The sequence below is a fragment of the Streptomyces sp. NPDC050997 genome (genome assembly GCF_040660135.1).
In the GTDB taxonomy this organism is placed as follows: Bacteria; Actinomycetota; Actinomycetes; order Streptomycetales; family Streptomycetaceae; genus Streptomyces.
Genome location: NZ_JBFAGK010000009.1, coordinates 259,182 through 282,082, shown reverse-complemented (window position 1 = coordinate 282,082; position 22,901 = coordinate 259,182). Strand labels below are relative to the sequence as shown.

Annotated in this window: 22 protein-coding genes; 18 read left to right on the top strand and 4 right to left on the bottom strand. The window is 70.3% G+C overall.

Annotation, left to right across the window (positions count from 1 at the left end; translation table 11 throughout):
- The 8 genes from AB0H86_RS22530 to AB0H86_RS22495 all read left to right on the top strand — a co-directional run bounded on the left by AB0H86_RS22530 (nucleotide 1) and on the right by AB0H86_RS22495 (nucleotide 8,889).
- Entirely contained in the window at nucleotides 1-936 is a 936-nt protein-coding gene (locus AB0H86_RS22530; protein WP_362441374.1) for an ABC transporter permease, read from the top strand.
- Entirely contained in the window at nucleotides 933-1,799 is an 867-nt protein-coding gene (locus AB0H86_RS22525) for an ABC transporter permease (protein WP_362441371.1), read from the top strand. Before AB0H86_RS22530 ends, AB0H86_RS22525 begins: the two co-directional genes overlap by 4 nt.
- The gene (locus AB0H86_RS22520) at nucleotides 1,796-3,187 is read left to right on the top strand and encodes an aminotransferase class III-fold pyridoxal phosphate-dependent enzyme (RefSeq protein ID WP_362441369.1); all 1,392 of its coding nucleotides are present in this window, start codon (nucleotides 1,796-1,798) and stop codon (nucleotides 3,185-3,187) included. The genes AB0H86_RS22525 and AB0H86_RS22520 overlap by 4 nt, the downstream gene beginning before the upstream one ends.
- Before the next feature lie 37 nt (nucleotides 3,188-3,224).
- Nucleotides 3,225-4,178 (top strand): M14 family metallopeptidase, encoded by a 954-nt coding sequence (locus tag AB0H86_RS22515; protein WP_362441366.1) that lies wholly within the window; start codon nucleotides 3,225-3,227, stop codon nucleotides 4,176-4,178.
- Nucleotides 4,175-5,848 (top strand): aldehyde dehydrogenase family protein, encoded by a 1,674-nt coding sequence (locus tag AB0H86_RS22510; RefSeq protein ID WP_362441363.1) that lies wholly within the window; start codon nucleotides 4,175-4,177, stop codon nucleotides 5,846-5,848. The genes AB0H86_RS22515 and AB0H86_RS22510 overlap by 4 nt, the downstream gene beginning before the upstream one ends.
- Before the next feature lie 66 nt (nucleotides 5,849-5,914).
- Nucleotides 5,915-6,853, top strand: a complete 939-nt coding sequence (locus tag AB0H86_RS22505) for an aldo/keto reductase (protein WP_362441360.1) — start codon at nucleotides 5,915-5,917, stop codon at nucleotides 6,851-6,853.
- Between the two features lie 45 nt (nucleotides 6,854-6,898).
- On the top strand, nucleotides 6,899-7,564 hold the full coding sequence (locus tag AB0H86_RS22500; RefSeq protein ID WP_362441358.1) for a haloacid dehalogenase type II: 666 nt from the start codon (nucleotides 6,899-6,901) through the stop codon (nucleotides 7,562-7,564).
- Between the two features lie 41 nt (nucleotides 7,565-7,605).
- A complete protein-coding gene (locus AB0H86_RS22495) occupies nucleotides 7,606-8,889 on the top strand; it encodes an FAD-binding oxidoreductase (RefSeq protein WP_362441355.1) in 1,284 nt (427 codons plus the stop codon).
- Nucleotides 8,890-8,948: 59 nt separating this feature from the next.
- On the opposite strand, the gene AB0H86_RS22490 is transcribed toward AB0H86_RS22495, so the two are convergent.
- Complete coding sequence (locus tag AB0H86_RS22490) at nucleotides 8,949-9,530, bottom strand: carboxymuconolactone decarboxylase family protein (RefSeq protein WP_362441352.1); 582 nt, start codon at nucleotides 9,528-9,530, stop codon at nucleotides 8,949-8,951.
- Nucleotides 9,527-10,852 carry a hypothetical protein gene (locus AB0H86_RS22485; protein ID WP_362441349.1) on the bottom strand — a complete coding sequence of 442 codons (1,326 nt, stop codon included), beginning with the start codon at nucleotides 10,850-10,852 and terminating at the stop codon, nucleotides 9,527-9,529. Before AB0H86_RS22485 ends, AB0H86_RS22490 begins: the two co-directional genes overlap by 4 nt.
- A gap of 208 nt (nucleotides 10,853-11,060) precedes the next feature.
- On the opposite strand from AB0H86_RS22485, the gene AB0H86_RS22480 reads away from it, so the two are divergent.
- The 9 genes from AB0H86_RS22480 (at nucleotide 11,061) to AB0H86_RS22440 (ending at nucleotide 20,175) form a co-directional block, all read left to right on the top strand.
- Nucleotides 11,061-11,885, top strand: coding sequence for an SDR family oxidoreductase (locus AB0H86_RS22480; protein WP_362441346.1), 825 nt, complete (start codon nucleotides 11,061-11,063; stop codon nucleotides 11,883-11,885).
- Nucleotides 11,878-12,792 carry an amidohydrolase family protein gene (locus AB0H86_RS22475; protein WP_362441343.1) on the top strand — a complete coding sequence of 305 codons (915 nt, stop codon included), beginning with the start codon at nucleotides 11,878-11,880 and terminating at the stop codon, nucleotides 12,790-12,792. Before AB0H86_RS22480 ends, AB0H86_RS22475 begins: the two co-directional genes overlap by 8 nt.
- A gap of 99 nt (nucleotides 12,793-12,891) precedes the next feature.
- Nucleotides 12,892-14,259 (top strand): FAD-binding oxidoreductase, encoded by a 1,368-nt coding sequence (locus AB0H86_RS22470; RefSeq protein ID WP_362441340.1) that lies wholly within the window; start codon nucleotides 12,892-12,894, stop codon nucleotides 14,257-14,259.
- A 33-nt stretch (nucleotides 14,260-14,292) separates the two neighbouring features.
- Nucleotides 14,293-15,300: an ABC transporter substrate-binding protein gene (locus AB0H86_RS22465; protein ID WP_362441338.1), complete on the top strand. Its 1,008-nt coding sequence runs from the start codon at nucleotides 14,293-14,295 to the stop codon at nucleotides 15,298-15,300.
- Between the two features lie 2 nt (nucleotides 15,301-15,302).
- On the top strand, nucleotides 15,303-16,070 hold the full coding sequence (locus AB0H86_RS22460; protein ID WP_362441335.1) for an ABC transporter permease subunit: 768 nt from the start codon (nucleotides 15,303-15,305) through the stop codon (nucleotides 16,068-16,070).
- A gap of 4 nt (nucleotides 16,071-16,074) precedes the next feature.
- On the top strand, nucleotides 16,075-16,893 hold the full coding sequence (locus AB0H86_RS22455) for an ABC transporter permease (RefSeq protein ID WP_362441332.1): 819 nt from the start codon (nucleotides 16,075-16,077) through the stop codon (nucleotides 16,891-16,893).
- Nucleotides 16,890-17,696, top strand: a complete 807-nt coding sequence (locus tag AB0H86_RS22450) for an ABC transporter ATP-binding protein (protein ID WP_362441329.1) — start codon at nucleotides 16,890-16,892, stop codon at nucleotides 17,694-17,696. Before AB0H86_RS22455 ends, AB0H86_RS22450 begins: the two co-directional genes overlap by 4 nt.
- Nucleotides 17,693-18,106 carry a VOC family protein gene (locus AB0H86_RS22445; RefSeq protein WP_362441327.1) on the top strand — a complete coding sequence of 138 codons (414 nt, stop codon included), beginning with the start codon at nucleotides 17,693-17,695 and terminating at the stop codon, nucleotides 18,104-18,106. The genes AB0H86_RS22450 and AB0H86_RS22445 overlap by 4 nt, the downstream gene beginning before the upstream one ends.
- 80 nt (nucleotides 18,107-18,186) lie before the next feature.
- Nucleotides 18,187-20,175 (top strand): hypothetical protein, encoded by a 1,989-nt coding sequence (locus AB0H86_RS22440; protein WP_362441324.1) that lies wholly within the window; start codon nucleotides 18,187-18,189, stop codon nucleotides 20,173-20,175.
- 150 nt (nucleotides 20,176-20,325) lie between these two features.
- Here the strand turns inward: AB0H86_RS22440 and AB0H86_RS22435 are convergent, their stop codons facing one another.
- Both AB0H86_RS22435 and AB0H86_RS22430 read right to left on the bottom strand, forming a co-directional pair.
- Entirely contained in the window at nucleotides 20,326-21,105 is a 780-nt protein-coding gene (locus tag AB0H86_RS22435) for an SDR family oxidoreductase (protein WP_362441321.1), read from the bottom strand.
- Nucleotides 21,106-21,157: 52 nt separating this feature from the next.
- The gene (locus AB0H86_RS22430) at nucleotides 21,158-21,895 is read right to left on the bottom strand and encodes an SDR family oxidoreductase (RefSeq protein WP_362441318.1); all 738 of its coding nucleotides are present in this window, start codon (nucleotides 21,893-21,895) and stop codon (nucleotides 21,158-21,160) included.
- A 107-nt stretch (nucleotides 21,896-22,002) separates the two neighbouring features.
- Between AB0H86_RS22430 and AB0H86_RS22425 the strand changes: the two genes are divergently transcribed.
- Complete coding sequence (locus tag AB0H86_RS22425; RefSeq protein WP_362441315.1) at nucleotides 22,003-22,899, top strand: fumarylacetoacetate hydrolase family protein; 897 nt, start codon at nucleotides 22,003-22,005, stop codon at nucleotides 22,897-22,899.
- Nucleotides 22,900-22,901 lie beyond the last annotated feature (2 nt).

Here is a 22,901-nt window from a genome sequence, read left to right as displayed (position 1 = left end):
ATGGCCGGATCCGTACTCGCACCGAACCCGGCGCCCGCCGCGCCCCCCACACCCGCACGGCGCCCACGTCGCCTGGCACGCGGGCTCTCCGACCGGCGCACCCGCTTCGGACTGCTCAACGCCACCCCCGTCATCGTCTACCTGCTGATCCTGTTCGTCTACCCGATCTTCAGCACCCTGCTCCTCAGCCTCAAGGGCGAGGACGGCGCCTTCACCCTGCACTGGTACGCCGACGCCCTCCGCGGCGCCAACCTGGAGATCCTGCTCACCACCCTGCGCATCTCCGCCGAGACCTCCCTGCTCAGCCTCGTCATCGGCTTCCTGCTGGCGTCCGCCGTCTCCCGTCTGAAGCCCCTGTGGGCCGGCCTGGTGATGCTGGTGGTCGTCGTCCCGCACTTCATCAGCGCGCTGGTGCGCACCTACGGCTGGATCATCCTGCTCGGTGAACACGGCGTCATCAACAACGTCCTGACGGACCTTCATGTCCCGGGCGCGCCCTTCCCGTTGCTCTACAACGAGCTCGGGGTCGTCATCGGCACCACCTCCGTGATGCTGCCGTACACCGTCCTGCTGCTGTACGCCGTGATGCGCGGCATCGACCGGCGACTGCTCGCCGCCGCGGCCGGCATGGGCGCCGGACGCGTCACCATCTTCCGTCGGATCTACCTGCCACTGGTCGCCCCCGGCCTGGTCAACGCGGGCGTCCTCTGCTTCATCCTCTGCCTCGGCTACTACCTCACCCCCGCCCTGATGGGCGGCCCGAAGCAGACCATGGTCGCCTCGCTCATCGACGAGCAGGTGATGAAGCAGAACCAGTGGAACGGCGCCTCCGCGCTCGGCATCATCCTGCTGCTGCTCACCTTCGCCGGACTGCTGCTCCTGCGGCTGCTGAAGTCCGCCGGCGACGCGTACCGCGAGCGGGGTGCCACCTCGTGATCCAGCTCCGCTCCACCCTCGCCGGACGCATCGCCCTCACCGTCTTCGCCACGCTGATCCTGCTGTTCCTGGCCCTGCCGATCGTCGTCATCGTCGTCACCTCCTTCGGCAAGGACGCCTTCGGCGACTTCCCGCCGGACGCCTGGACGCTCGGCTGGTACCAGCGGCTCTTCGCCACCGGCAGCAAGTGGCCGGCCGCGCTGTCACTGAGCGCCCTGGTCGCGGCCCTGACCACGCTGTTCTCCCTCATCCTCGGCATGACCGCGGCCACCGCCCTGGTCCGCAGCGAACTGCCGCTGCGCTCGGCGGTCTACGGCCTGGTCCTCGCCCCCCTGGTGATCCCGCAGGTCGTCATCGCGCTCGGCCTGTTCCTCCTCTTCGAACCGGCCTCGATGCTCGGCAGTCCGGTCGCCATCGCGCTCGGCCACACCGTGCTGGCCTCACCGATCGCCGTGATGATCCTCGTGGCCGCCCTCAAGGGCATCGACGAACGGCTGGAGGACGCCGCCGCCAGCATGGGCGCGAGCCGCTTCACGGTCGCCCGGCGCATCACCTTCCCGCTGGCCATGCCCGGACTGGTGGCCGCCGCGATCTTCTCCTTCATCACCAGCTTCGACGAGTTCTTCATCTCGCAGTTCCTGTCCTCCGTGGACACCGTGACCCTCCCGGTCGAGGTGTTCAACGTCCTTCAGTACGACGTCGATCCGTCGGTGACGGCCGTCAGCGCCATCCTCATCGCCGTGGCCGTCGTGGCCCTCGCGCTGGTCGGCGTGGCGCGCCGGCTCAGCGGCTTCGGCAAGCAGGACGGCCTGCTGCCGACCGAGCCAGCCGTGGGCCTCCCCGCCGGAAGTGAGACCCCATGACCACCAGCACCCGCACCCCGTCCGGCGCGCTCTCCGCCACCGCGGCCAGACACCTCCTGCTGAACATGACCCCCAACGGCTCGCTCGGACCGGAGGGCGAGCACCTCTTCGTCGTCCAGCGAGGAGAGGGCCCGTACGTCGAGGACACGGACGGCAGACGCTACATCGACGGTCTCTCCGGCCTGTACTGCTGCCAACTCGGCTATTCCTACGCCCCCGAGTTCGCCGAGGCCGCCGAACGGCAGCTGCGCGACCTGTGCTTCAGCCCGCTGTGGTCCTCCTCCGCGCACCCGACGGCCATCGACCTCGCCGAACGGCTGTCCCGGATCGCCCCCGTGGACGTCGAGCACACCTTCTTCTCCGGCGGCGGTGCCGAAGCCGTCGAGACCGCCTGGAAGGTCGCCCGCCGTTACCACGCCCTGCGCGGCGAGCCGGGCCGCGTGAAGGCCATCGCCCGCCGCGGCGCCTACCACGGCCTGACCATCGGCGCCCTGGCCCTGACCGACGACCCGGGCCTGAAGGAACCGTACGGCCCCCCGGCGATCGACACCCGGTTCGTGTCCAACACCAACCGCTTCGGCCTGGCCCCCGAGTACGTCGACGACGACGTGTACACCACCCACCTGCTCGCCGAGCTGGAGGCCGCGATCCTGGCCGAGGGCCCGGAGTCGATCGCCATGCTGATCGCCGAGCCGGTGCAGAACCGGGGCGGCTGCATCGCCCCGCCCGACGGGTACTGGCCGGGTCTTCGGGCTCTGGCCGACCGCTACGGTTTCCTGCTCGTCGCCGACGAGGTGATCACCGCTTTCGGGCGGCTGGGGGAGTGGTTCGGCGGCGACCGCTACGGCGCCCGCCCCGACATGGTCACCGTCGCCAAGGGCATCACCGCCGGATACGCCCCCATGGGCGCCACCCTGGTCAGCAACCGGGTCACCGAGGTCATCAACCGGCCCGGGGCGGTCCTCAACCACGGCTACACCTTCGCCGGGCACCCGCTGAGCGCGGCCATCGCCCTGCGCAGCCTGGAGATCATGGAACGCGACCGGATCCTGGACCACGTCCGCGGACTCCAGGACCACCTCGCCCGGCGGATGGCCTCCCTCGCCGACCTGCCGATCGTCGGCGACGTCCGGGGCGCCGGGTTCTTCTACGCCTGCGAGCTCGTCGGCGACCTGGAGGGCGGCGGCTTCAGCGACACCGCCCGCGCGGCCCTCGTCGCCGACCTGGTCCCGCGCCGCCTTCGCGAGGCCGGGCTGCTCGCCCGCGTCTACAACCGCGCCGCCCCGCTGGTGCAGATCGCGCCGCCGCTGATCAGCGACCGCCCACTCCTCGACCGTATCGCCGACATCCTCGCGGAGACCCTCGACGAGGCGTCCGCCCGCCTGTGAACCCCCGCACTTGTCCAGCATTGAAGGGAACCACCGCATGTACTCCATCGGTCCGCTGACCGTCGCCCCCGGCGAGCGCGCCCAGGGCCTCATCGCCGTCGGCACCAGCAGCTACGGAGTGGAGCTCGGCATACCGCTGATCGTCGTCAACGGCGCTGAGCCCGGCCCGGTGCTGTGCGTGGACGCGGGCGTGCACGGCGACGAGTACGACGGCCAGGAGGCGATCCGGCGCGTCCTCGCCGAGACCGACCCGGCCACCCTGCGCGGCACCGTCGTCGGCATCCCCTGCCTGAACACCCCCGCCTTCGAGGCCGCCGCCCGCACCAGCGGCCTGGACCACCTCAACCTCAACCGGATCTTCCCGGGCGACGCGGACGGCTCGTACTCCCTGCGCCTGGCCGCCACCTTCGTCGAGCAGGTCGTCCCCGCCGTCGACGCGCTCGTCGACCTGCACACCGGCGGCACCTTCGGTGAGATCGCCCCGCTCGTCATCCTCCAGGGCGGCTATGAGGAACTGGCCACGGACCTCGCCCTCGCGGCCGGGCACGAGCTGGTCTGGAAGGGCGGCAAGTGGGGCGGCACGGTCCGCCACCCCACCCTCGCGGCCGGCAAGCCCGCCATCACCATCGAGGCCGGCGGCGGCACCTACCGCGAGGCCAACGTCGAGCTGCACATCGGCTCGATCCGCAACATCATGCGGCAGCTCGGCATGACCGACGGCGAGCCGGAGCTGCGCGAGACGTACACGACGGTCTCCGGCACCTTCGCCCGCTCCGCCGCCGGCGGCTTCTTCGTCGGGCACGCCGATCCGGGCGAGACCTGCAAGGAAGGCGACCTGATCGCCCACATCGTCGACCACTACGGCAACACGCTGGAGGAGGTCCGCGCCCCGCAGGACGGCATCGTGCTCTGGGTACGCAGGATCCGCACGGTCCATCCGGGCGACGAGGTCGTCATCTTCGGCGAGGTGCAGGGAGAGATCCAGCCATGAACGGCGAAGCCCCGCGGACCGAAGCCCCGCGGACCGAAGCCCCGCGGACCGAAGCCCCGCGGACCGAAGCCCCGCGGACCGAACCCCTGCGGACCGAACCCCTGCGGACCGAAGCCCCGCGGACCGAACCCCTGCGGACCGAAGCCCCGCGGACCGAACCCCTGCGGACCGAAGCCCCGCGGACCGAAGCCCCGCGGACCGAACCCCCTCTGGCCGAACGCCCGTTGACCGTGCTGCTCATGATCGACGGCAAGCAGGTCCCCGCCGCCGACGGCCGCTCCTTCACCGTCCTCGACCCGTCCGACGGCACGGCCCTCGCCGAGGTCGCCCTGGCCGGTGAGGCGGACGTGGACCGTGCCGTCGCCGCGGCCCGGACGGCGTTCACGGCACCCGAGTGGGCGCGGCTGCGCGCCGCCGACCGGGGGCGCCTGCTCCATCGCATCGCGCAGGCGATCCGGCGCGAGGGCGAGTGGCTGGCCCGGCTGGAGAGCCAGGACGTCGGCAAGCCGCTCAGCCAGGCGAAGGCCGACGTCGAGTCCGCCGCCCGCTACTTCGAGTTCTACGCGGGCGTCGCCGACAAACTCGGCGGCACCACCATCCCGCTCGGCCCCGGCCTGATCGACTACACCGTGCGCGAGCCGATCGGCGTCTCCGGCCAGATCATCCCCTTCAACTACCCGCTCCAGAACACCGCGAGGGGCTCCGCCCCGGCACTGGCCGCGGGCTGCACGGTGGTGCTCAAGCCCTCCCCGGAAGCTCCGCTCACCCCGCTGGAGATCGCCAGGATCGCGCTGGAGTGCGGACTGCCGCCAGGGGTGCTGAACGTCGTCCCCGGCGACGCGGAGACAGGGGCGGCCCTCGCCGGACACCCGGACATCGACCAGGTCACCTTCACCGGCTCGGTGCCGACCGGCATCAAGGTCGCGCAGGCGGCCGCCGCCAACGTGGTGCCCTCGGTGACGGAACTCGGCGGCAAGTCGCCGTTCACCGTGTTCGCCGACGCCGACTTCGACCTGGCACTGGGCGCGGTGCTCGGCGCGTCGTTCAGCAACGCCGGGCAGATGTGCTCCGCGGGAACACGGCTGCTGCTCCAGCGCGGCGCCGAGGGCTTCCTGGACCGGCTGGTCGAGAAGGTCGCCGGCCTGCGTGTCGGTCCCGGGCTCACCGACCCGGACATCGGTCCGCTGATCTCCGCCCGGCAGCGCGACCGGGTCCTCGGCTACCTGGACCTGGCCCGGCAGGAGGGCGCCACGGCCCGGACCGGGGGCGGCGCGCCGTCGGATCCCGCGCTCGCCGACGGCTACTACGTCGAGCCGACCGTCCTCACCGGCCTGACCAACCAGGCCCGTTGTGCCCGCGAGGAGATCTTCGGCCCGGTCGTCACGGTCATCGGGTTCGACGACGCCGACGAGGCCCTGGCGATCGCCAACGACAGCCCGTACGGCCTCGCCTCGTACGTGTGGAGCCGGGACATCGACAAGGCGATGCGGATGGCCGAGGGCATCAGGGCCGGCCAGGTGTATGTCAACGCCACCGGCGTCGGCACCGGCGTCGAACTGCCCTTCGGCGGCTACAAGCACAGTGGCTGGGGCCGGGAGAAGGGCCTGGAGGCCCTCGCCAGTTACACCCAGACCAAGAACGTGTGCATCGGATTCGGGGACCGGTCATGAGTTCGCGGAGAGCGGCGACAGGAGCTCGGTCATGAGGTACCGGAGAGCGGCGACAGGAGCCCGGCCATGAGGTACCGCACCCTCGGCGAGCGCGGTCCCACCGTCTCCGTGGTCGGCCTCGGCGGCAACAACTTCGGCTCCCGCCTCGACGAGGACGGCACGAAGGCCGTCGTGCACGCGGCCCTCGACGCGGGGATCACCCTGTTCGACACCGCCGACACGTACGGCGGGTTCGGCGAGTCGGGCGGCTCGCGCGGCGACGGCGAACGCCTCCTCGGCGCGGCGCTGAAGGGACGCCGTGAGGAGGTCGTGCTGGCCACCAAGTTCGGCATGGAGATGGGACCGGAAGCGGACCTGTACGGCCGACGTGGCGCGCGCCCCTACATCCGGTACGCCGTCGAATCCTCACTGCGCCGGCTCGGCACCGACCGGATCGACCTGTACCAGTACCACGAGCCGGACGGTGTCACCCCGTTGGAGGAGACCCTCGCCGCCCTCCGGGAACTCGTCGCCGAGGGCAAGATCGGGTACATCGGCTGTTCCCACCTCCCCGCCGAGGACCTGTCCGACGCCTTCGTGTCCACGCAGGCCCGCTACCACCTGCTCGACCGCGGTGCGGAGCACGACGTGATCCCGGCCTGTCTGCGCGCCGGCGTCGGTCTCCTGCCGTTCTACCCGCTCGCCAACGGCCTGCTCAGCGGCAAGTACCGGCGCGGCGAACCGCCGCCGCCCGGCAGCCGGCTGTCCTGGCGGCAGGGCTGGCTGACCGACGCCGCTCTCGACCGCGTCGAGGCGCTCACCGCGTACGGCACCGAACGCGGTCTGACCCTCCTGGAGGTCGCCGTGGGCGGGCTGGCCGGCCTGCCCGCCGTCGGGTCCGTGATCTGCGGAGCCATGAGGCCCGAACAGGTCACCGCCAACGCGGCGGCGGCCCACTGGACACCCGACGCGACCGACCTGGCCGCCCTCGACGCCATCGTGGCCCCCGGCGAGCAGGTCGTCTGACCTCCCCAACTCCCTTATCGGCACCCGGAAACGAGGCTGAACACCATGCGAGAGATCGTCACCTTCGACGCCTACGGCACCCTGGTCGACTTCCAGCTCGGCCCCACCACCCTGAAGGTCCTGGCCGACCGGCTGGACCTGGACGGACTGGACGTCGACGAGTTCCTCGACGACTTCCGCGTCATGCGCTTCCAGGCCGTTCTGGAGGCCTACCGCCCCTACCACGAGGTCCTGCACTCCAGCCTGCGGACGGCGATGCGTCTGCACGGTCTGGAGTACCGCCCCTCGGACGGCGACGCCCTGGTCGAGGCCGTCCCCACCTTCGGCCCCTTCCCGGAGGTCCCGGACGCCCTGCGCGCGCTGAAGAGCAGGTACGAGATCGCCATCATCACCAACAGCGACGACAACCTCATCGCGCGCAACGTGGGGAACATCGGCGTCGAGTTCGACCACGTGATCACGGCCGAGCAGGCGGGCGCGTACAAGCCGGACCGCCAGACCTTCGAGCACGCCTTCAAGACGATCGGTGTCGACGCCTCCCAGGTCATCCACACCGCACAGGGCTGGGAGTACGACCACATCCCGACCCGCGACCTCGGCCTGCGGCGCCGCGTGTGGATCAACCGCTACGGTCGCCGCGGCAGCGCGGACTACCAGCCGTACGACGAGCTGCCCGACCTGTCCGGGCTGCCGGACCTGCTCGGCTGCTGAACCACGGCGACACAGGACAGAGAACGCAGAGGACGCACGCCATGAAGCAGATCCCGTACTGGCTCGACACCGCCCCGCCGCTGCCCGACCGCTCCGGAAGGGAGCTGCCCGACGAGGCGGACGTGGTGGTCATCGGCGGCGGACTCACCGGCCTGTCCACCGCGTACCACACCGCCCGCAAGGGCGCCCGGGTCGTCCTCGTGGAGAAGGACAAGATCGGCTCGGGCGCCTCAGGCCGCAACGGCAGCATGTGCACCCAGGGCCTCACCATCGGCGTCGGCGAGGCCCGCAAGCGCTACGGCCAGGAGCGCGCCCGCGAGCTCTACGACTCCTTCCGGGAGGCCGTGGACGTGGTCGAGGAGCTGACGCACAAGGAGCGGATCGACTGCGACTTCCACCGCTCCGGCCGCCTGGGCGTGGCCTTCAAGCCGCGGCACTTCGAGGCGATGAAGGCCACCCGGCGGGATCTCGCCGAGAACTTCGGCCACGACACCGAGCTGCTCTCCCGGGGCGACCTCAGGTCGGAGCTGGGCTCGGACCACTACCACGGCGCCCTGCTCGACCCGCTGAGCGCGGGCCTGCACGTGGGCAAGTACGTGCACGGCCTCGCCGAGGCCGCCGAACGCGCCGGCGCCGACATCCACGAACGCAACGCGGCCACCGGCCTCACCCGCCTGCCGGACGGCGGTTTCCTGGTCGAGACACTGCACGGCACGCTCCGCGCCAAGCAGGTCATGGCCGCCACCGACGCCTACACCGACAAGGCGATGCCGTGGTTCCGCAAGCGGCTGATCAACGTCGGCAGCTTCATCATCGTCACCGAGCCCCTGGGGGAGGAGCGGGCACGGGAGTTGATCCCCCGCGCCCGCCTGGTGGTCGACTCGAAGAACATCGGCCACTACGTCCGCCTCACCCCCGACCATCGCCTCGCCTTCGGCGGCCGGGCCCGCTTCGCCCCGTCCAACCCGGCCTCCGACCTCAAGAGCGGGGACGTCCTGAAGCGGGAGATGACGGAGATCTTCCCGCAGCTGGCGGACGTCCGGGTCGACTACGTGTGGGGCGGCATGGTCGGCTTCTCCTGGGACCGTCTCCCGCACGCCGGTGAGGCGAACGGCCTGTACTACTCCATGGGTTACTGCGGCCACGGCGTCCAGATGGCCACCTATATGGGCCGGGCCGTCGCCGAGATGATGGACGGAAAGCCGGAGGCCAACCCGCTGCGCGGCCTCGGCTTCCCCAAGGTCCCCGTCCCCTTTTACAACGGCACGGCCTGGTTCCTGCCGTTCGGCGGCGCCTACTACAAGGCCAAGGACCGGCTGCGCTGAGGCGCCGGGGACGCGCACGCGTCGCGGGGCCCTCCGCCTACGGCGGAAGGCCCCGCCCCTCACCCAGGCGTGGCATGGACCGGCACCTCGAACAGCCGCAGTTGGAGGGCGAGGGTGCTGTAGTAGCCCACCAGCGTGGACAGTTCGAACAGGGTCCGCTCACCCAGTGCGTCCCGCGCCGCGCTGTACTGACGCTCGTCGAACACGCCGGACCGGCCGATCAGTGCGCGGACGAACGCCCAGGTCGCCCGTTCGACGGGATCGGAGAACCCCGGATCCCGCCCCTCGCGCAGGGCCAGCAGCTCGTGGTCCGTCAGTCCGGCGGCGGCGCCGACACGTTCGTGCGCGTGGCGTTCGAAGGCACTCTCCCAGACCTGGGCCACCACCAGGATCGCGATCTCCCGTTGCCGTGCCCCGAGACCGGTGCGGTAGCGGATGGCGGCGCCGAGCTCCTGGAGGGCCCGGCCGAGGCCGGGGCTCAGCAGCATGGCGTTGAACGGGCCACGCAGGGACCCCTGTTCGTCGGTGAGGGGGAAGTGACGCGGGCCCTCGGCGCGTGGCCCGCCGGTGATCTCCTCGTACAGCGCCCGCTGTTCGGCGTCGAGTTCGGCCGGGACGAGCGGCCGCAGGCGGGGGTTCACCGCTCCGGCTCGGTCAGCGCGACCAGCTCGGCGTCCGTGAGGAGACGGCCCTCGCGCTCCATCAACTCGCGTGCCCGGCCGAGTACGGCGTCGACCTGGGCGGGGCTGATCTCGATCCCCAGGGCCGTCAACTTGTCGGCCAGGGTGTAGGGGCCGCTGTCGGGTGTGAAAGGAACGTTGCGGGAGTTGCCGACCGCGGTGGGCTCCAGGCAGTTGTGGAGAAGCGGGTCGATCTCCGCCTCCTGGGTGATGAGATCCATGCCGCCCCAGCAGAAGGCGTGGGTGCCGGTGACCGGATGGTTCCAGGGAATGTGATAGCCCGTCAGGTCCTGTCCGGCGCGGGCGAGTTCGGTGAGTTTTTCGGTGCTGATGCCGGTCCGTACGCCGTACAGGGCCTCGAAGGCGAGCGCGGTCGCCGCGAGGTCGGCGTTGCCGGGTCCTCCGCAGTAGCCGTTGACCGACAGTTCGACGACGGTGGCGCCGGCGCGGACGGCGGCCACGGCGCAGCCGACCGCCAGGCCGAAGGTGTTGTGCGGGTGCAGTCCGACCGCCACGTCCGGCGCCAGGCTGGTCGTGAGCCGGACGAGATGGGCGTACGCCTCGGGGCTCATCGCGCCCGGCCCGTCGAACAGGGTGAGTTCACCGGCTCCGGCCGCGGCGAGCACGCGGACCGATTCCTCGTGGGTCTCCTCGGTGGCGTACGAGACCATGAGCAGCGGCACGATCACGTCGAGGCCTCGGCCGCGGGCGTGCTCGATCAGGCGGGCCGCGCGGGCCAGTACGGCGGCGCGGTCGCGCGGGGTGTCGGGGGTGCGCCACTCCTCGCCCCGCCAGGCCCGGCCATAGGCGGGGGCCTGGTAGATCAGCGAGGTCTCGCCGAAGCCCTGGACCCACACCTGGACGGCGTCGTAACCCGCCGCGGCGGCCCGGTCGATGTCGTCGGGGGAGCGCATCAGCGGGCACACCACCCGGCATTCCGGGTTCTCGCCCTTGACCAGCCCGACCTCGGCCTTCAGAGCCGTGGCGTCCCGGCCGCCGAGTCCCGCCGTGACGACTTCGGCCACTTGGCAGGAGACGAGCTGCCGCAGGAACGCCTCCTTCGCCTCCGGCGAGGCCACGACACCCGGCAGCGTCTCCACCGACCGCAGGGTCGCGTCCCGCAGCCGAACGCTCCTCGGCAGTGAACCCGTCACATCCGTACGCCGGTTGAGAGGGCTGACCGACCAGCGGCCGGGCCGGTAGGCGCCCGGCGCGCGCCGCGCCGCCAACTCGGCACGGAAACGGGCGATCTCGTCAGGAGTGAACACCGGCGGCTTGTCCATGGGCCTCCTTCGGGAGTTCTTGAACCTCGCGAACGAGCCCCATCCAAGCAACCTGTCGACACTGATGGCAATACCGACGGCGTTCAGCCTTAAATGTTTACTTTCTGTCGACACTTGGCTAAGACTGTCGACAGGCTCGGCGGCCGTTCCCACCGCTTCGGAGCCCTTCGCGCCGTCCGTGCGCGTCACCCGACCGAGGGAGAGCCCCGTGACCCAAGACCTGCCCGACAAACGGGCCGGCCGTCTGGCCGGCCGGATCGCTGTCATCGGTGGTGCCGGCAGTGTCGGTCCCGGCTGGGGCAACGGCCGTGCCACCGCCGTGATCTTCGCTCGTGAGGGCGCCACCGTCTTCCTGGCCGACCGGGACGAGGAGTCCCTGGAGGTCACGGCCCGACTGGTCCGCGACGAGGGCGGCACCGCGCACACGGCGGTACTCGACGTGACCGAACCCGCCGCCGTCCGGGACTACTTCGCCGAGTGCGAGCGCCTGGCGGGCCGCGTGGACGTCCTCGTCAACAACGTCGGCGGTTCGCACCCCGGGGGTGCGGTCGAGCTGAGCCCGGAGGACTGGGAGAGCCAGTTGCGCACCAACCTCACCAGCGCCTTCCTCGCCTGCAAGTACGTCATCCCGATCATGCGGCGCGGCGGCGGGGGCTCCGTCGTCAACACCGCCTCGGCGTCCGGGCTGCGCTGGACCGGCGCCGCCCAGGCGGGCTACGCGGCGGCCAAGGCGGCGGTCATCCAGCTGTCCCGGGTCACCGCCGTCGAGTACGGGCCGGACCGCGTCCGCGTGAACACCGTCGTGCCCGGTCAGTTGCACACTCCGATGGTCGAGGCCCGCCTCGCCGGTCAGCGGGCCGGCGGTGACGTGACGAAGCTGCTGGCCCAGAGGCAGGCACGGATCCCGCTCGGTTTCATGGGCGACGGCCGCGACACGGCGTACGCGGCGCTCTTCCTCGCCTCCGACGAGGCCCGCTTCGTCACCGGTACGGAGATCGTCGTCGACGGCGGAATGACGGCGCGCTGTGACTGAACGCGCCGTGCACGAGACGCGGTCGGTGCCCTCCCCGGGCTGCCCGCCTCCGCATCCCGCCCCGCGTGTCCCGTCCCTGCCCCTCCCGCCGGACAGCTGCGACGCCCACTGCCATGTCCTCGGTCCCGCCGCTGTCTTCCCCTATGCCCCGGACCGCACGTTCACCCCGTACGACGCGCCCAAGGAACAATTGCGCGCCCTGCACGCCCACTTGGGCATCCGCCGGGCCGTGATCGTGCAGTCCTCCTGCCACGGTCGCGACCATGCGGCGTTGCTGGACGCGCTCGGATCCGACACCGGCCGACTGCGCGGCGTGGCCCTGATCGGCGAGACGACGACGCGGGAGGAGATCGAGGAACTGCACCGGGCGGGCGTACGGGCCTTCCGCCTCAACTTCCTTCCCCATCTGCGCACCCCGCCCACCCGCGACGAGATCGACTCGGTGCTCGAACGCGTCGACGGACTCGACTGGGCGGTGCAACTGCACGTCCGAGGCGAGGAGATCGCCGCCCTGGAAGGCCTGGTACGCGCCCTGCCCGGGCGGGCGGTCGTCGACCACATCGGGCGGGTCGACCTCGCCACCGGGCGGGACGGACCGGCCCTGCGCAGCCTGCGCGCTCTGCTCGACACCGGTCGGGTGTGGGTGAAGGCCAGCGGGGTCGACCGGATCTCCCGGCAGGGTCCGCCGTACGCCGACGCGGTGACCCTGGCCGCCTCTCTGGTGGCGTACGCGCCGGAACGCGTCGTCTGGGGGACCGACTATCCGCACGTCAACATCGTCGGCGAGGCCCCCGACGACGGGCTGCTCGTCGACCTCGTCGAGCGGATCGCCCCCGACCCCGCGCACCTGCGCAGGCTGATGGTCGACAACCCGGCGGAGCTCTTCGACTTCCCACCCACTCACTAGTGTCGGCAGAGACGGCAGTTATTTCGCTGTCAGATCCCTTGAAGGGGCAAAGTGTCGACAGTAGTGTCCGGACTCGAACCCCCGTGTGAGGAGAACGGCATGGTCCAGTTGTCCCGGGAGCGCCTGCTCAGGCGTGGCGACGCGGCGTACGAACAGGCTCGGCGAGACGCGGTCTGGAACGAGCGCAAGCCCGACCGGTTCCCCGACGTCATCGTGCTCGCCGACAACGAGCGGGACGTGGTGGCCGCCGTACGGCTGGCCCGCAGCGAGGGGCTGTCCCTCGGTATCCGCTCGGGCGGCCACAGTTGGGTCGGCAACGGCGTGCGGGACGGCGGCATGCTGCTCGACCTCTCGCGACTGCAGGACATCACCGTCGACCCGAAGGCCCGGACAGCCGCCGTCCAGCCCGCGGCCAAGGGGCCCGAACTGCTCGCCCGACTCGCCCCGCACGGCTTGTTCTTCCCCACCGGCCACGCCCCCACCGTAGGCATCGGCGGCTTCGTCCTCGGCGGCGGCTACGGCTGGAACTCGCGCCGCCTCGGCCCGGCCTGTCTCAGCGTCGAAGCCATCGACGTCGTCCTCGCCGACGGCACCCTCGTGCACGCCACCGACGACACACACCCCGACCTGCTGTGGGCCGCCCGCGGCAGCGGCCCCGGCTTCTTCGGCGTAGTCACCCGCTTCCACCTCGCCGCGCACGACCGGCCGCGCCGCGTCCTGCGCACCGTCCACAGCTACCCCCTCGACCTCCGCGACGACGTGCTGACCTGGTCGTACGACCTCCTCGAAGACCTCTCGCCGGCCGTCGAGTTCTCGGCGAAGGTGGGCTTCTCTCCATGGCTCGACCGGCAGACGGTCACCGTCACGGCCACCGCCTTCTGCGAGACGGACGACGACCTCCTCGCCCCGCTGGAGGACGCGCCCTTCCGGGACCGGGCGATCCGCGCGGTGGTCGCGCAGGAGACCGGCATGGCGGAGCTGTACGACTACGCCGACCGCATGACCCCGCCCGGCAGGCGCTGGGCGCTGGACGGGATCTGGACCGACGAACCGGTCGAGAAGATCCTGGACGCGGCCCGGCCGCTGTTCGACTCCATCCCCGACACCACCAGCCATGTGCTGTGGATGCTGTGGGGCGGCCACCCGGAGAGCGCGAACGCCTGCTGGTCCAGCCAGGCGAAGGTGTACCTCTCGCCCAACGCGGGCTGGACGGACCCCACCGAGGACCTCGCCCACGAACGCTGGGCGCACGGCCGGCTCGCCGAACTCCAGCACCTTTCGAAGGGCCTGCAGTTCTCCGACAACAACCTCGCCGACCGTTTCGACCACGGGCTCAGCCCCGCCAACTCCGCACGCCTGGAGCAGATCCGGGCCCTGTACGACCCCGAGGGCCTGTTCCGCACCTACATGACCCCTCAGGAGTCCACGACCGCCTATGCCGCCGCTGGACACACGCGGACGCAGTAGTTCGTACTCAGGAAGCTCAAGGAGAGCCGTTTCATGGAGACTTCGAGAACCCCGCGGCGTCGTACCCTCATCGTCCTGTCCGCCCTGGCCGTCACCGGATCCCTCACCGTCACCGCCTGCGGAGGCGACTCGGCCACCGCCACGACCTCCGACGGCAAGGCCGAGGTCACCGTCCTGCGCTCCAACGGCGCCATCTTCGAGCCGCTCTACATAGCCCAGCAGCAGGGCTACTTCGAGGACGCGGACCTCGACGTCACCATCAAGGCCGGCGCCCAGGACACCTCGCAGAACGCGCCGTCCGTCCTCAACGGCGAGGCACAGTTCGCGATGACGGACAGCTCCGGCTTCCTCAAGGGCGCCGCCCAGGACATGCCGATCCGGATCGTGACCGGACTGCAGTCGGCGACGACGAAGACGGACCCCACCGACGGGCTGCTCGTCAAGAAGGACAGCTCGATCACGTCGTTCTCCGACCTGGAGGGCAAGACCGTCGGGATCTCCGCGCTCGGCGGCACCATCCAGTTCATCTGCGAGTACCTGGTCCAGAAAGACGGCGGTGACCCTGAGAAGGTCAAGTTCGTCGCCCTGCCGACGACGTCGCTCACCGACGCCGCCACATCCGGCAAGACGGACGCGATCTTCTCCTTCGGGCCCTTCTACTTCGCCGGCAAGGACAGCGGACTGCGCTCCATCGGCAACGGCATGAACGACGTGCCCGGCATGGTCCAGGGCCTGCTCTTCTCCAGCGAGCAGTACCTGTCGAAGAACGCGCCCGCGGCGAAGAAGTTCGTCGACGCGGTCGCCAAGGCCATCACCTACGCCAACGAGCACCCCGAGGCCGTCAGGGCGATCGACAAGAAGTACACCCAGGTCCCCGCCGACTTCATCGACAAGCACGACACCAACCACTACGACAAGAACCTCGACACGACGGTCATGCGCACGGTCATCACAAAGATGCACGAGTTCGACCTGCTCGACAACGAGCCGAAGGACGACGCGATCTACTGGGACCAGGCCCCGACCGCGGGCGGAGAGTAATCATGGTCAAGCTCCGACTGCTACAACTCGGCGCACTCGCCGCCGTGTTGGCGCTGTGGGCGGTGATCGCCGCGGCGGGCGTGGTCAGTTCCACCGCGCTGCCCGGACCGCGTGCCGTGGCCGTCGCCCTGGGGGAGCTTCTCGGCAGCGCCGGCTTCTGGCAGGCGGTGGGGGAGACCCTGCGCGGCGCTGTCACCGGACTGGTCGTGGCGATCGCCGTGGGCATTCCCGTGGGCCTGGTGACCGGGGTGTACGCGGCGGCCGAGGAGTCCTCGCGGCTGCTCGTGGAGATCCTCCGCTCCTTCCCGGTGATCGCTCTGCTGCCGGTGTTCCTGCTGGTCCTCGGCTCCACCCCGAGTATGAAGGCCACCGTCGTCTTCATCGCCTGCGTCTTCCCGGTGCTGCTCCAGGCCCAGTACGGGGCCCGCAGCGTGAGCCAGGCCGTACACGAGACCGTGCACGGCTACCGCATCCCGCGCCTGCTGCGGCTGCGCCGGGTGTTCCTGCCGGCCGCGGCACCCTCGATCATGACGGGACTGCGGCTCGCGGCGACGACGGCGGTCCTGGTGTCCATCGGCGTGGAAGTACTCACCACGCTCCCCGGCATCGGCCACATGATCATGGAGTCGCAGCAGGCGGGCGCGTCCGCGCGGGCGTACGCGTACATCCTCACCGGCGGGGCCATCGGCTACACGATCACACTGCTAGCGCAGGCCGCCGAGCACCGCCTGATGCGCTGGCGCCCGCCCACGCGGGCCGGAAGGGAGTAGCGCCATGGCCTGGAAACCGATCCTGCGCCAACTGTGGCTGCCCGCCCTGGTGTTCCTGATCCTGCTCGTGTCGACCGCGGGCAGCACGAACTTCTACTTCCCGCCGCTCACCGAGGTCCTCGCCGCGCTGTGGCACGAACTGCTGCACGGCGATCTCGTGGAGGACCTGCTGTTCAGCCTGAGCAACATCGTGCTCGGCCTGGCCCTGGCCACCGTGGTGGGCGTGGCCGCCGGGCTCGTCATCGGGGAGAGCCCCACTCTGCGCCTGGCGACCGGCCCGCTGCTCGACTTCGCCCGTGCCACCCCGACCGTCGGATTCGTGCCCGTCATCATCCTCACCCTCGGCATCGGCTCCGGTCCGAAGATCTTCCTGATCTTCCTGGGGTCCGTGTGGCCGATCCTCCTCAACACCGTCAGCGGAGTGCGCGCCATCGGCCCGGCCGTGCACGAGACCGCACGCGGCTACCGCATCCCCTGGCCGCTGCGTCTGCGCCGGGTGACCCTGCCCGGTGCGCTGCCGCAGATTCTCGCTGGCATCCGGATCGCCCTGGCCGTCGCCGTCGTACTGATGGTCGTCAGCGAGATCTACGGATCACCCGTCGGGCTCGGCAACTTCATCCTGCGGAGCGGATCCAGCTTCCACGTCGCCGAGACCTGGGCCGGCACCATCCTGATCGGGATCGTCGGGTACGGCCTGAGCGTGCTGCTCCTGCTCGTCGAGCACCGTCTCCTGGGCTGGTACCACCAGCGCGCACCCCGGGTGCGCTCCCCGCGTCCGGCCGCCCTCGGCGAGGGCGTCAAGAGCAACGGAGTCGCCGTATGACCCGCGGATCCAGTCTGCACGTCGAGGACCTCCGCATGAGCTTCGGACAGGGGCCGCGGGAACACCGGGTGCTCGACGGTCTGTCCCTGCGGGTGGACCCCGGGGAGTCGGTGTGTGTGGTCGGTCCGTCCGGCGCGGGCAAGACGACGCTCCTGCGCTGTCTGGCCGGCCTGACCCCGCCCACCTCGGGCCGGGTGCGCTACGGGGAGGAGCCGCTCACCGAGCCGCACGCCGACATCGCCGTGGTCTCCCAGGACTACCGAGGCTCGCTGCTGCCCTGGCTGCGGGTGTGGGACAACGTCGCCTTCCCGCTCCAGGGCCGGGGAGTCAAGAAGGCCGTCCGCAAGCGGCGCGCCCTGGAGTGCCTGGAGGCGGTCGGCCTCCCGGACGTCGGGGACAAGTATCCGTGGCAGCTCTCCGGCGGCATGCAGCAACGGGTGGCCATCGCGCGCGGCCTGGCGTACGACGCCCCGGTGCTGCTGATGGACGAGCCGTTCGGATCGGTCGACGCCCAGTCCCGCTTCGACCTGGAGGACCTGACCCTCGAACTGCGTCGCCGACTCGGCATCACGGTGGTCGTGGTCACCCACGACATCGACGAGGCCGTCTACCTCGGCGACCGCGTCATCGCCCTCGGTGGCACACCGACCGTTGTCCTCGACACGATCACCATCCCGCTCGGCACCGACCGCGACCAGCTCTCGACCCGGGCCGATCCCCGGTTCGCCGAACTGCGGACACGGGTGCTGGCGCTGATCCGCGGGGAGAAGCTGCCGGCCGGTCCCGAGGTGGCACGTCAGTGAGACTCGACCATGTCGGTATTTCCGTACCGGATCTGGAAGCCGCCGTCACCTGGTACCGCGAGGCACTGCGTCTCACCGAGGAGCACGCCTTCTCCGTCCAGGGGACCGGACTGCGCGGGGTGATGCTCCGTCACTCCACCGGTTTCCGAGTCGAGTTGCTGCACCTCCCCACCGCCGGAGCGGGCTTCGTCGCCGACGGCCCGCTCCAGGCGGCGGGCACGCTCGGCTACGGCCATCTCTGCCTCGCCGTCGACACACCCGAGCAGGTCGACGCGGAGTTCGCACGGCTCGTCGCCGCGGGCGCGGGCGTCCGGATGAGCCCGCGGCCCGCGCCGCGGCCGGGCGCGCGGATGGCGTTCGTGTCCGACCCGTACGGCAATCTCATCGAGCTGATCGACCGGGATGCCTGAGGCGCGGAGTCGAGTCCCCCCTTTGCTGCCGCGCCGCGGTCAGCCATGCCTGAAACCCATGGAGAACAAGGGAGTTCACTGTGTCACGCACCAGCAGGACAGGCCCTGAGGTCACCTACCGGGCCCGCCCCCGCGCCCTACTCGTGGCGGTCGCCGCCGCCTTCGCACCCACACTGACCGCACCGGCTGCCGCCCATGCCGCGAACACCAGGTCCGGCAAGGCCGGCACCCGCATCACCGTTGCCTCCGGCGAGACCCTGGAGCTGACCGGGACCACCACCGCGAGTGTCCTCACGATCGAAGAGGGCGGCGTCATCACCGTCCCCGACGGCCACAGCCTGTCCCTCACCGTGAACGGCGTGGAGACCGGCAGCAAGCTCGCCGAACTCACCGACGGCCTCGGCGGAGAGGCCACCGCCATCGCCGCCGGCACCTACCGCGGCACGGTCGTCCTCACCGTCGCCGAGGCCAACGACCTCGCCTTCAGCGACCTCACCTTCCCCTTCCGTCAGGCCCTCTACGTCGACGCGGACGGCGTCGACGAAGCCAAGTCGGTCCCCTCGGCGGTCCTCCGCGGCACCGTCACCGACACGGCGGCCGGCAACATCAGACTGCTGTCCGACGGCGAGGCCTTCAACGGCGTCTACGTCACCGGGGGCGGCACCTACACCCTCACCAAGCCGCGGATCGCCTACAGCGGCAACGGCCGCTGTGACTTCATCGGCTACGGCGCCTCCGTCGTCGGCACCGGCGAGGGCACCACCCTGGTCCTGGACGGCGCCACCATTCGCAACGAAGGCGTCGTGCGCACCGCGGTCATCGCCGACGCCACCGCCAACGTCGTCGTCAAGAACTCCACGCTGCACTGCGCCGACGGGACCGTCCCGGACGCATACCCGGCCGCGGGCACGGGCGACACCCGGTACATGATCACCGTGCCGTGGATGCTGGGGCTGTCGGGCAACGTGCGGACCACCAACCTTCTCGGCGCGAGCACCAGGGCGTCGTACATCAACTCCACGATCTCGTCCGAGAAGTGGGGCGCCCTGTCCGTCGACGGCGGCAGCAACTGCACGCTCACCGCCATCAACAGCACCATTGCCAACACCGGCGGCCAGGGCTACGGCTCGTACGCCATCGGCAACGTGACCGAGCACTTCCTCGGCTGTACCTTCGACGTCGGCGACTACGCCCTCATCCACTGGGGTGCGTCGGCGCACTACGGCGACAGCACGAAGGACGCCGTCGCCGACCTCAACGAATCGCTCGAACTCGGGCTAACCATCGCCGAGTTGAAGAAAATCCCGGTGAAGTCGACCGTCGTGAACGCCGGGCGCTTCATGGTGCTGTGGTACGCGGCCGGTTCCGTCACGGTCGACGGCGGCACCGAGGTCAACACCGGCGAGACGGCGTTCATGTGCAAGGCGGTCGCGGGCTCCGTCACGGTCGACGGCTCCGAAGGCGCCGCCATCAACCCCGGCAACGGCATCGTCTTCCAGCTCATGGACACCGACCGGCCGAGCAGCGTCACGGTGTCGGGCAAACCGTGGAAGACGGAGACCATCGGCACCTACACCGAGCCCACGGGATCCCCCGCCAAGTCGTCGACCTGGGTCACCACCGGCGCCCAGTCCACCGACGCCAAGGGCACCTTCACGGACATCGACCTGAAGGGTGACTTCTACAACTCGGTACGGGGCGGCGGCAACGCGGGCCTCCAGGGCCAGAACCTGGTCCTCACCTTCACCGGCTCCTCCGTCGAGGGCGTCATCTCCGCCGGCACGACCAAGCACCGGGTCTCGACGATCACTTCTGCCGAGTACCGGGAGATCAGCGAGGTCACCAACACCCCGAGCGCGGTCCTCAACAACGGCGTCATCGTGACCCTGGGTGCCGGTTCGAGCTGGACGGTCACCAAAACCTCGTACCTGAGCGCCCTGACCCTGGCGCCGGACGCGACGGTGACGGCCCCGTCGGGCAAGACCGTGACCCTGACAGTCGACGGCACAGCCACGGACCTCAGGGCAGGCAGCACATACACCGGAGCACTGACTTTGACGGTGGCATAGCGCAAAAGAAGCCGGCCCCCTGGAAACCGAATTCCCAGGGGGCTGGAACTTTGAAGCGAACGGCTCGACAACGTCCCTAAGGGGCGCGGGGAACTGCGCGACAAGCCCCCACGCACCCGCAGACAAAGAACAGCCAAGCCCGCGCAGCGACTACGCGCCGATCATGTTGAACCCGCCATCGGCATTGAGATACACACCGGTCATGTGCGAGGCGTCATCCGTCGCCAAGAACAGCGCGGTCCCCGCAACCTCGGCCGGCCCGGGAATCCGTCCCATCGGCGTCTTGGAGATCATGTCCTCCCGCCGCCCGGACTTCCAGTCCGCCCGATCCAGCAGCGTCTCGGTCTCGATGAACCCCGGCGCGAAGGTGTTGACCCGCACAAGAGGCGCAAACGCCTGGGCGTAGGACTTGGTGATGCCGAGGATGCCGTACTTGGCGGCGGCGTACTGCGGAGCCCGCGCGCTCCCGCGCACGATCACGGTGGAGCCGATGTTGACGATGGCGCCATGGCCCTGCTCCAGCATCCGGGACCCGAACTCGTGCACGCACAGCATGGTGCCCTTGATGTCCACGGCGAGCACGTGGTCGATGGACTCCTCGGTGAGCTCCCGCCAGGACATCTGGTCGCCCGCCACATCGCCGACATTGTTGACCAGCACGTCCAGCCCGCCGAAGTGGCCGAACACCTCCTGGGCCATGCGGATGACGTCGGCGTGGACGGCGATGTCGCCCTGCACGGTGAAGGCCTCGCCGCCGACGTCCTTGATGCGCGCGACGGTCTTCTCGGCGCCGGCGGCGGAGCTGCGGTAGTGGACGGCGACCCGCGCCCCCTCCTGCGCGGCCCGTACGGCGATCTCGGCGCCGAACCCGGTACCCGCACCGGTGACGAGGACGGTTTTACCGGCGAACCGTTCAGGGACGGGAGTCATGCGGTCTCCGTTCGTGAAGTCGTTGCGCTCAGAGGGGGGTTCACACGGGGGTTCATACAAGGGTCCGCCCGCCGTCCGCGTACAGCACCTGCCCGGTGACGAACGCGGACTCGGCGGAGGCGAGGAAGAGCGCCGGGCCGATCAGGTCTTCGGGCCGGCCGAGGCGTCCGGCCGGGACCAGTGACTCCAGGGACGCGCGCACGCCGGGCCGGGCGAGGTGGTCGCGGGTCAGGCCGGTCTCGGTGTAGCCGGGGGCGACCGCGTTGACGGTGACCCCGTCGGCAGCCCACTCCCGTGCCATCACCCGCATCAGCTGGTTCACGCCGCCCTTGGTCGCCGCGTACGGCGCGTGGTCCTTGTGGGCGAGCAGCCCGGAGACGGAGGAGAGGTACACGATTCGCCCGTAGCCGCTCGGTACCAGCACCGCCCCCACGGCCCGGCCCAGCCAGAACGCGCTGTTCAGGTTGACGGCGAGCAGCCGTGCCCACACCTCGTCCGGTGTCTCGAGGACGGGTCTGCGGTCGTTGACGCCCACCGCGTGGACGAACACATCTAGCCCGCCGAGGAGTTGGACTGCCTCCTCGACCGCACCACGGCAGGCGTCAGCGGAGGTGAGGTCGGCCGCGAGGCCCGTCACACCCTCCGCGATGCCCGCGAGCCTGTTCTTGTCCACGTCCAGCACGACCACGGTCGCGTTCGCCTCGGCGAGCGCCCGGGCCACCGTCGCGCCGATTCCGCCGGCTCCGGCGACCAGGGCGCGGGTACCCGTGAAGTCCCACGTTGTCCGCATGCCCGGACCGTAAGCCACTTCCAGGTTTTGTGTCCACACTTTGCGCGCGTCTTGACGGCCCTGACCCGGATCGGCAGGCTGAGTGTCGACAGTTAGGGAGAGACCTGATGAAGCTGGTGACATTCGACGCGGGGCCGGACACGGGGCCGGGCACGGGGTTGGTGGGGCGGCTCGACGGAGAAACCGTGGTGGGTCTCGACGTGCCCTCCACCCGTGCGTTCTTCGAGCGGGAGGGCCAAGTCGGTGAGACGGGGCGGACGTTCGCGCTCGCCGACGTCCGGCTGCGCGCACCCATCAGGCCGAAGAAGTTCTTCCACACGGCCGGCAACTTCCGCGAGCACCACGAGGATCTGGTCCGTGTGGACTGGTCCCATCCCGTGAACAAGGGCATCGTCTTCTTCCAGAACGTGGACGCGATCATCGGCCCCGACGAGCCGATCGTGTATCCGGCGAACCTCACCCGGGAACTGGACTACGAACTCGAACTCGCCGTCGTCATCGGCCGACCCGGCAGGTTCTTCACCGCCGAGCAGGCCGTCGAGCACATCGCCGGGTACCTGGTCTTCAACGACATCACCGCCCGCGACATCCAGCGCAAGGAGATGGAGTCGGGGGTGTTCTCCTTCTCCAAGGCCATCGAGACGTTCTGCCCGATCGGCCCGTACATCGTCACCGCCGACGAGATCGACGACCCGCACGACCTCGACATGGAGCTACGGGTCAACGGGGACGTCCGCCAGAAGTCCAACACCGCCCGGATGTCGGTGTCGATTCCCCAACTGGTCGCCTACCACTCCCCGCAGACCTACAGCTCAGGAGATCTCATCACCACCGGCACCATCGCCGGAGTCGCCGCGAGCACCGAGGACCCCTTCGCCAACTACCTCAGGCCCGGCGACGTCGTCGAGGCCGAGATCGAAGGCATCGGGGTGCTGCGCAACCCGGTCGTCTCCTGGCGGGACGCGCACGGCACCGAAGAGCCGTCCGCCGAGCAGTGGGTGTGATC

Bases quoted from the DNA above. Each gene is read 5' to 3' on its own strand.
- AB0H86_RS22530 (WP_362441374.1), top strand. From the start codon at position 1: ATGGCCGGATCCGTACTCGCACCGAACCCGGCGCCCGCCGCGCCCCCC.
- AB0H86_RS22520 (WP_362441369.1), top strand. From the start codon at position 1,796: ATGACCACCAGCACCCGCACCCCGTCCGGCGCGCTCTCCGCCACCGCG.
- AB0H86_RS22515 (WP_362441366.1), top strand. From the start codon at position 3,225: ATGTACTCCATCGGTCCGCTGACCGTCGCCCCCGGCGAGCGCGCCCAG.
- AB0H86_RS22510 (WP_362441363.1), top strand. From the start codon at position 4,175: ATGAACGGCGAAGCCCCGCGGACCGAAGCCCCGCGGACCGAAGCCCCG.
- AB0H86_RS22505 (WP_362441360.1), top strand. From the start codon at position 5,915: ATGAGGTACCGCACCCTCGGCGAGCGCGGTCCCACCGTCTCCGTGGTC.
- AB0H86_RS22500 (WP_362441358.1), top strand. From the start codon at position 6,899: ATGCGAGAGATCGTCACCTTCGACGCCTACGGCACCCTGGTCGACTTC.
- AB0H86_RS22495 (WP_362441355.1), top strand. From the start codon at position 7,606: ATGAAGCAGATCCCGTACTGGCTCGACACCGCCCCGCCGCTGCCCGAC.
- AB0H86_RS22485 (WP_362441349.1), bottom strand. From the start codon at position 10,852: ATGGACAAGCCGCCGGTGTTCACTCCTGACGAGATCGCCCGTTTCCGT.
- AB0H86_RS22470 (WP_362441340.1), top strand. From the start codon at position 12,892: ATGGTCCAGTTGTCCCGGGAGCGCCTGCTCAGGCGTGGCGACGCGGCG.
- AB0H86_RS22465 (WP_362441338.1), top strand. From the start codon at position 14,293: ATGGAGACTTCGAGAACCCCGCGGCGTCGTACCCTCATCGTCCTGTCC.
- AB0H86_RS22460 (WP_362441335.1), top strand. From the start codon at position 15,303: ATGGTCAAGCTCCGACTGCTACAACTCGGCGCACTCGCCGCCGTGTTG.
- AB0H86_RS22455 (WP_362441332.1), top strand. From the start codon at position 16,075: ATGGCCTGGAAACCGATCCTGCGCCAACTGTGGCTGCCCGCCCTGGTG.
- AB0H86_RS22450 (WP_362441329.1), top strand. From the start codon at position 16,890: ATGACCCGCGGATCCAGTCTGCACGTCGAGGACCTCCGCATGAGCTTC.
- AB0H86_RS22435 (WP_362441321.1), bottom strand. From the start codon at position 21,105: ATGACTCCCGTCCCTGAACGGTTCGCCGGTAAAACCGTCCTCGTCACC.
- AB0H86_RS22430 (WP_362441318.1), bottom strand. From the start codon at position 21,895: ATGCGGACAACGTGGGACTTCACGGGTACCCGCGCCCTGGTCGCCGGA.
- AB0H86_RS22425 (WP_362441315.1), top strand. From the start codon at position 22,003: ATGAAGCTGGTGACATTCGACGCGGGGCCGGACACGGGGCCGGGCACG.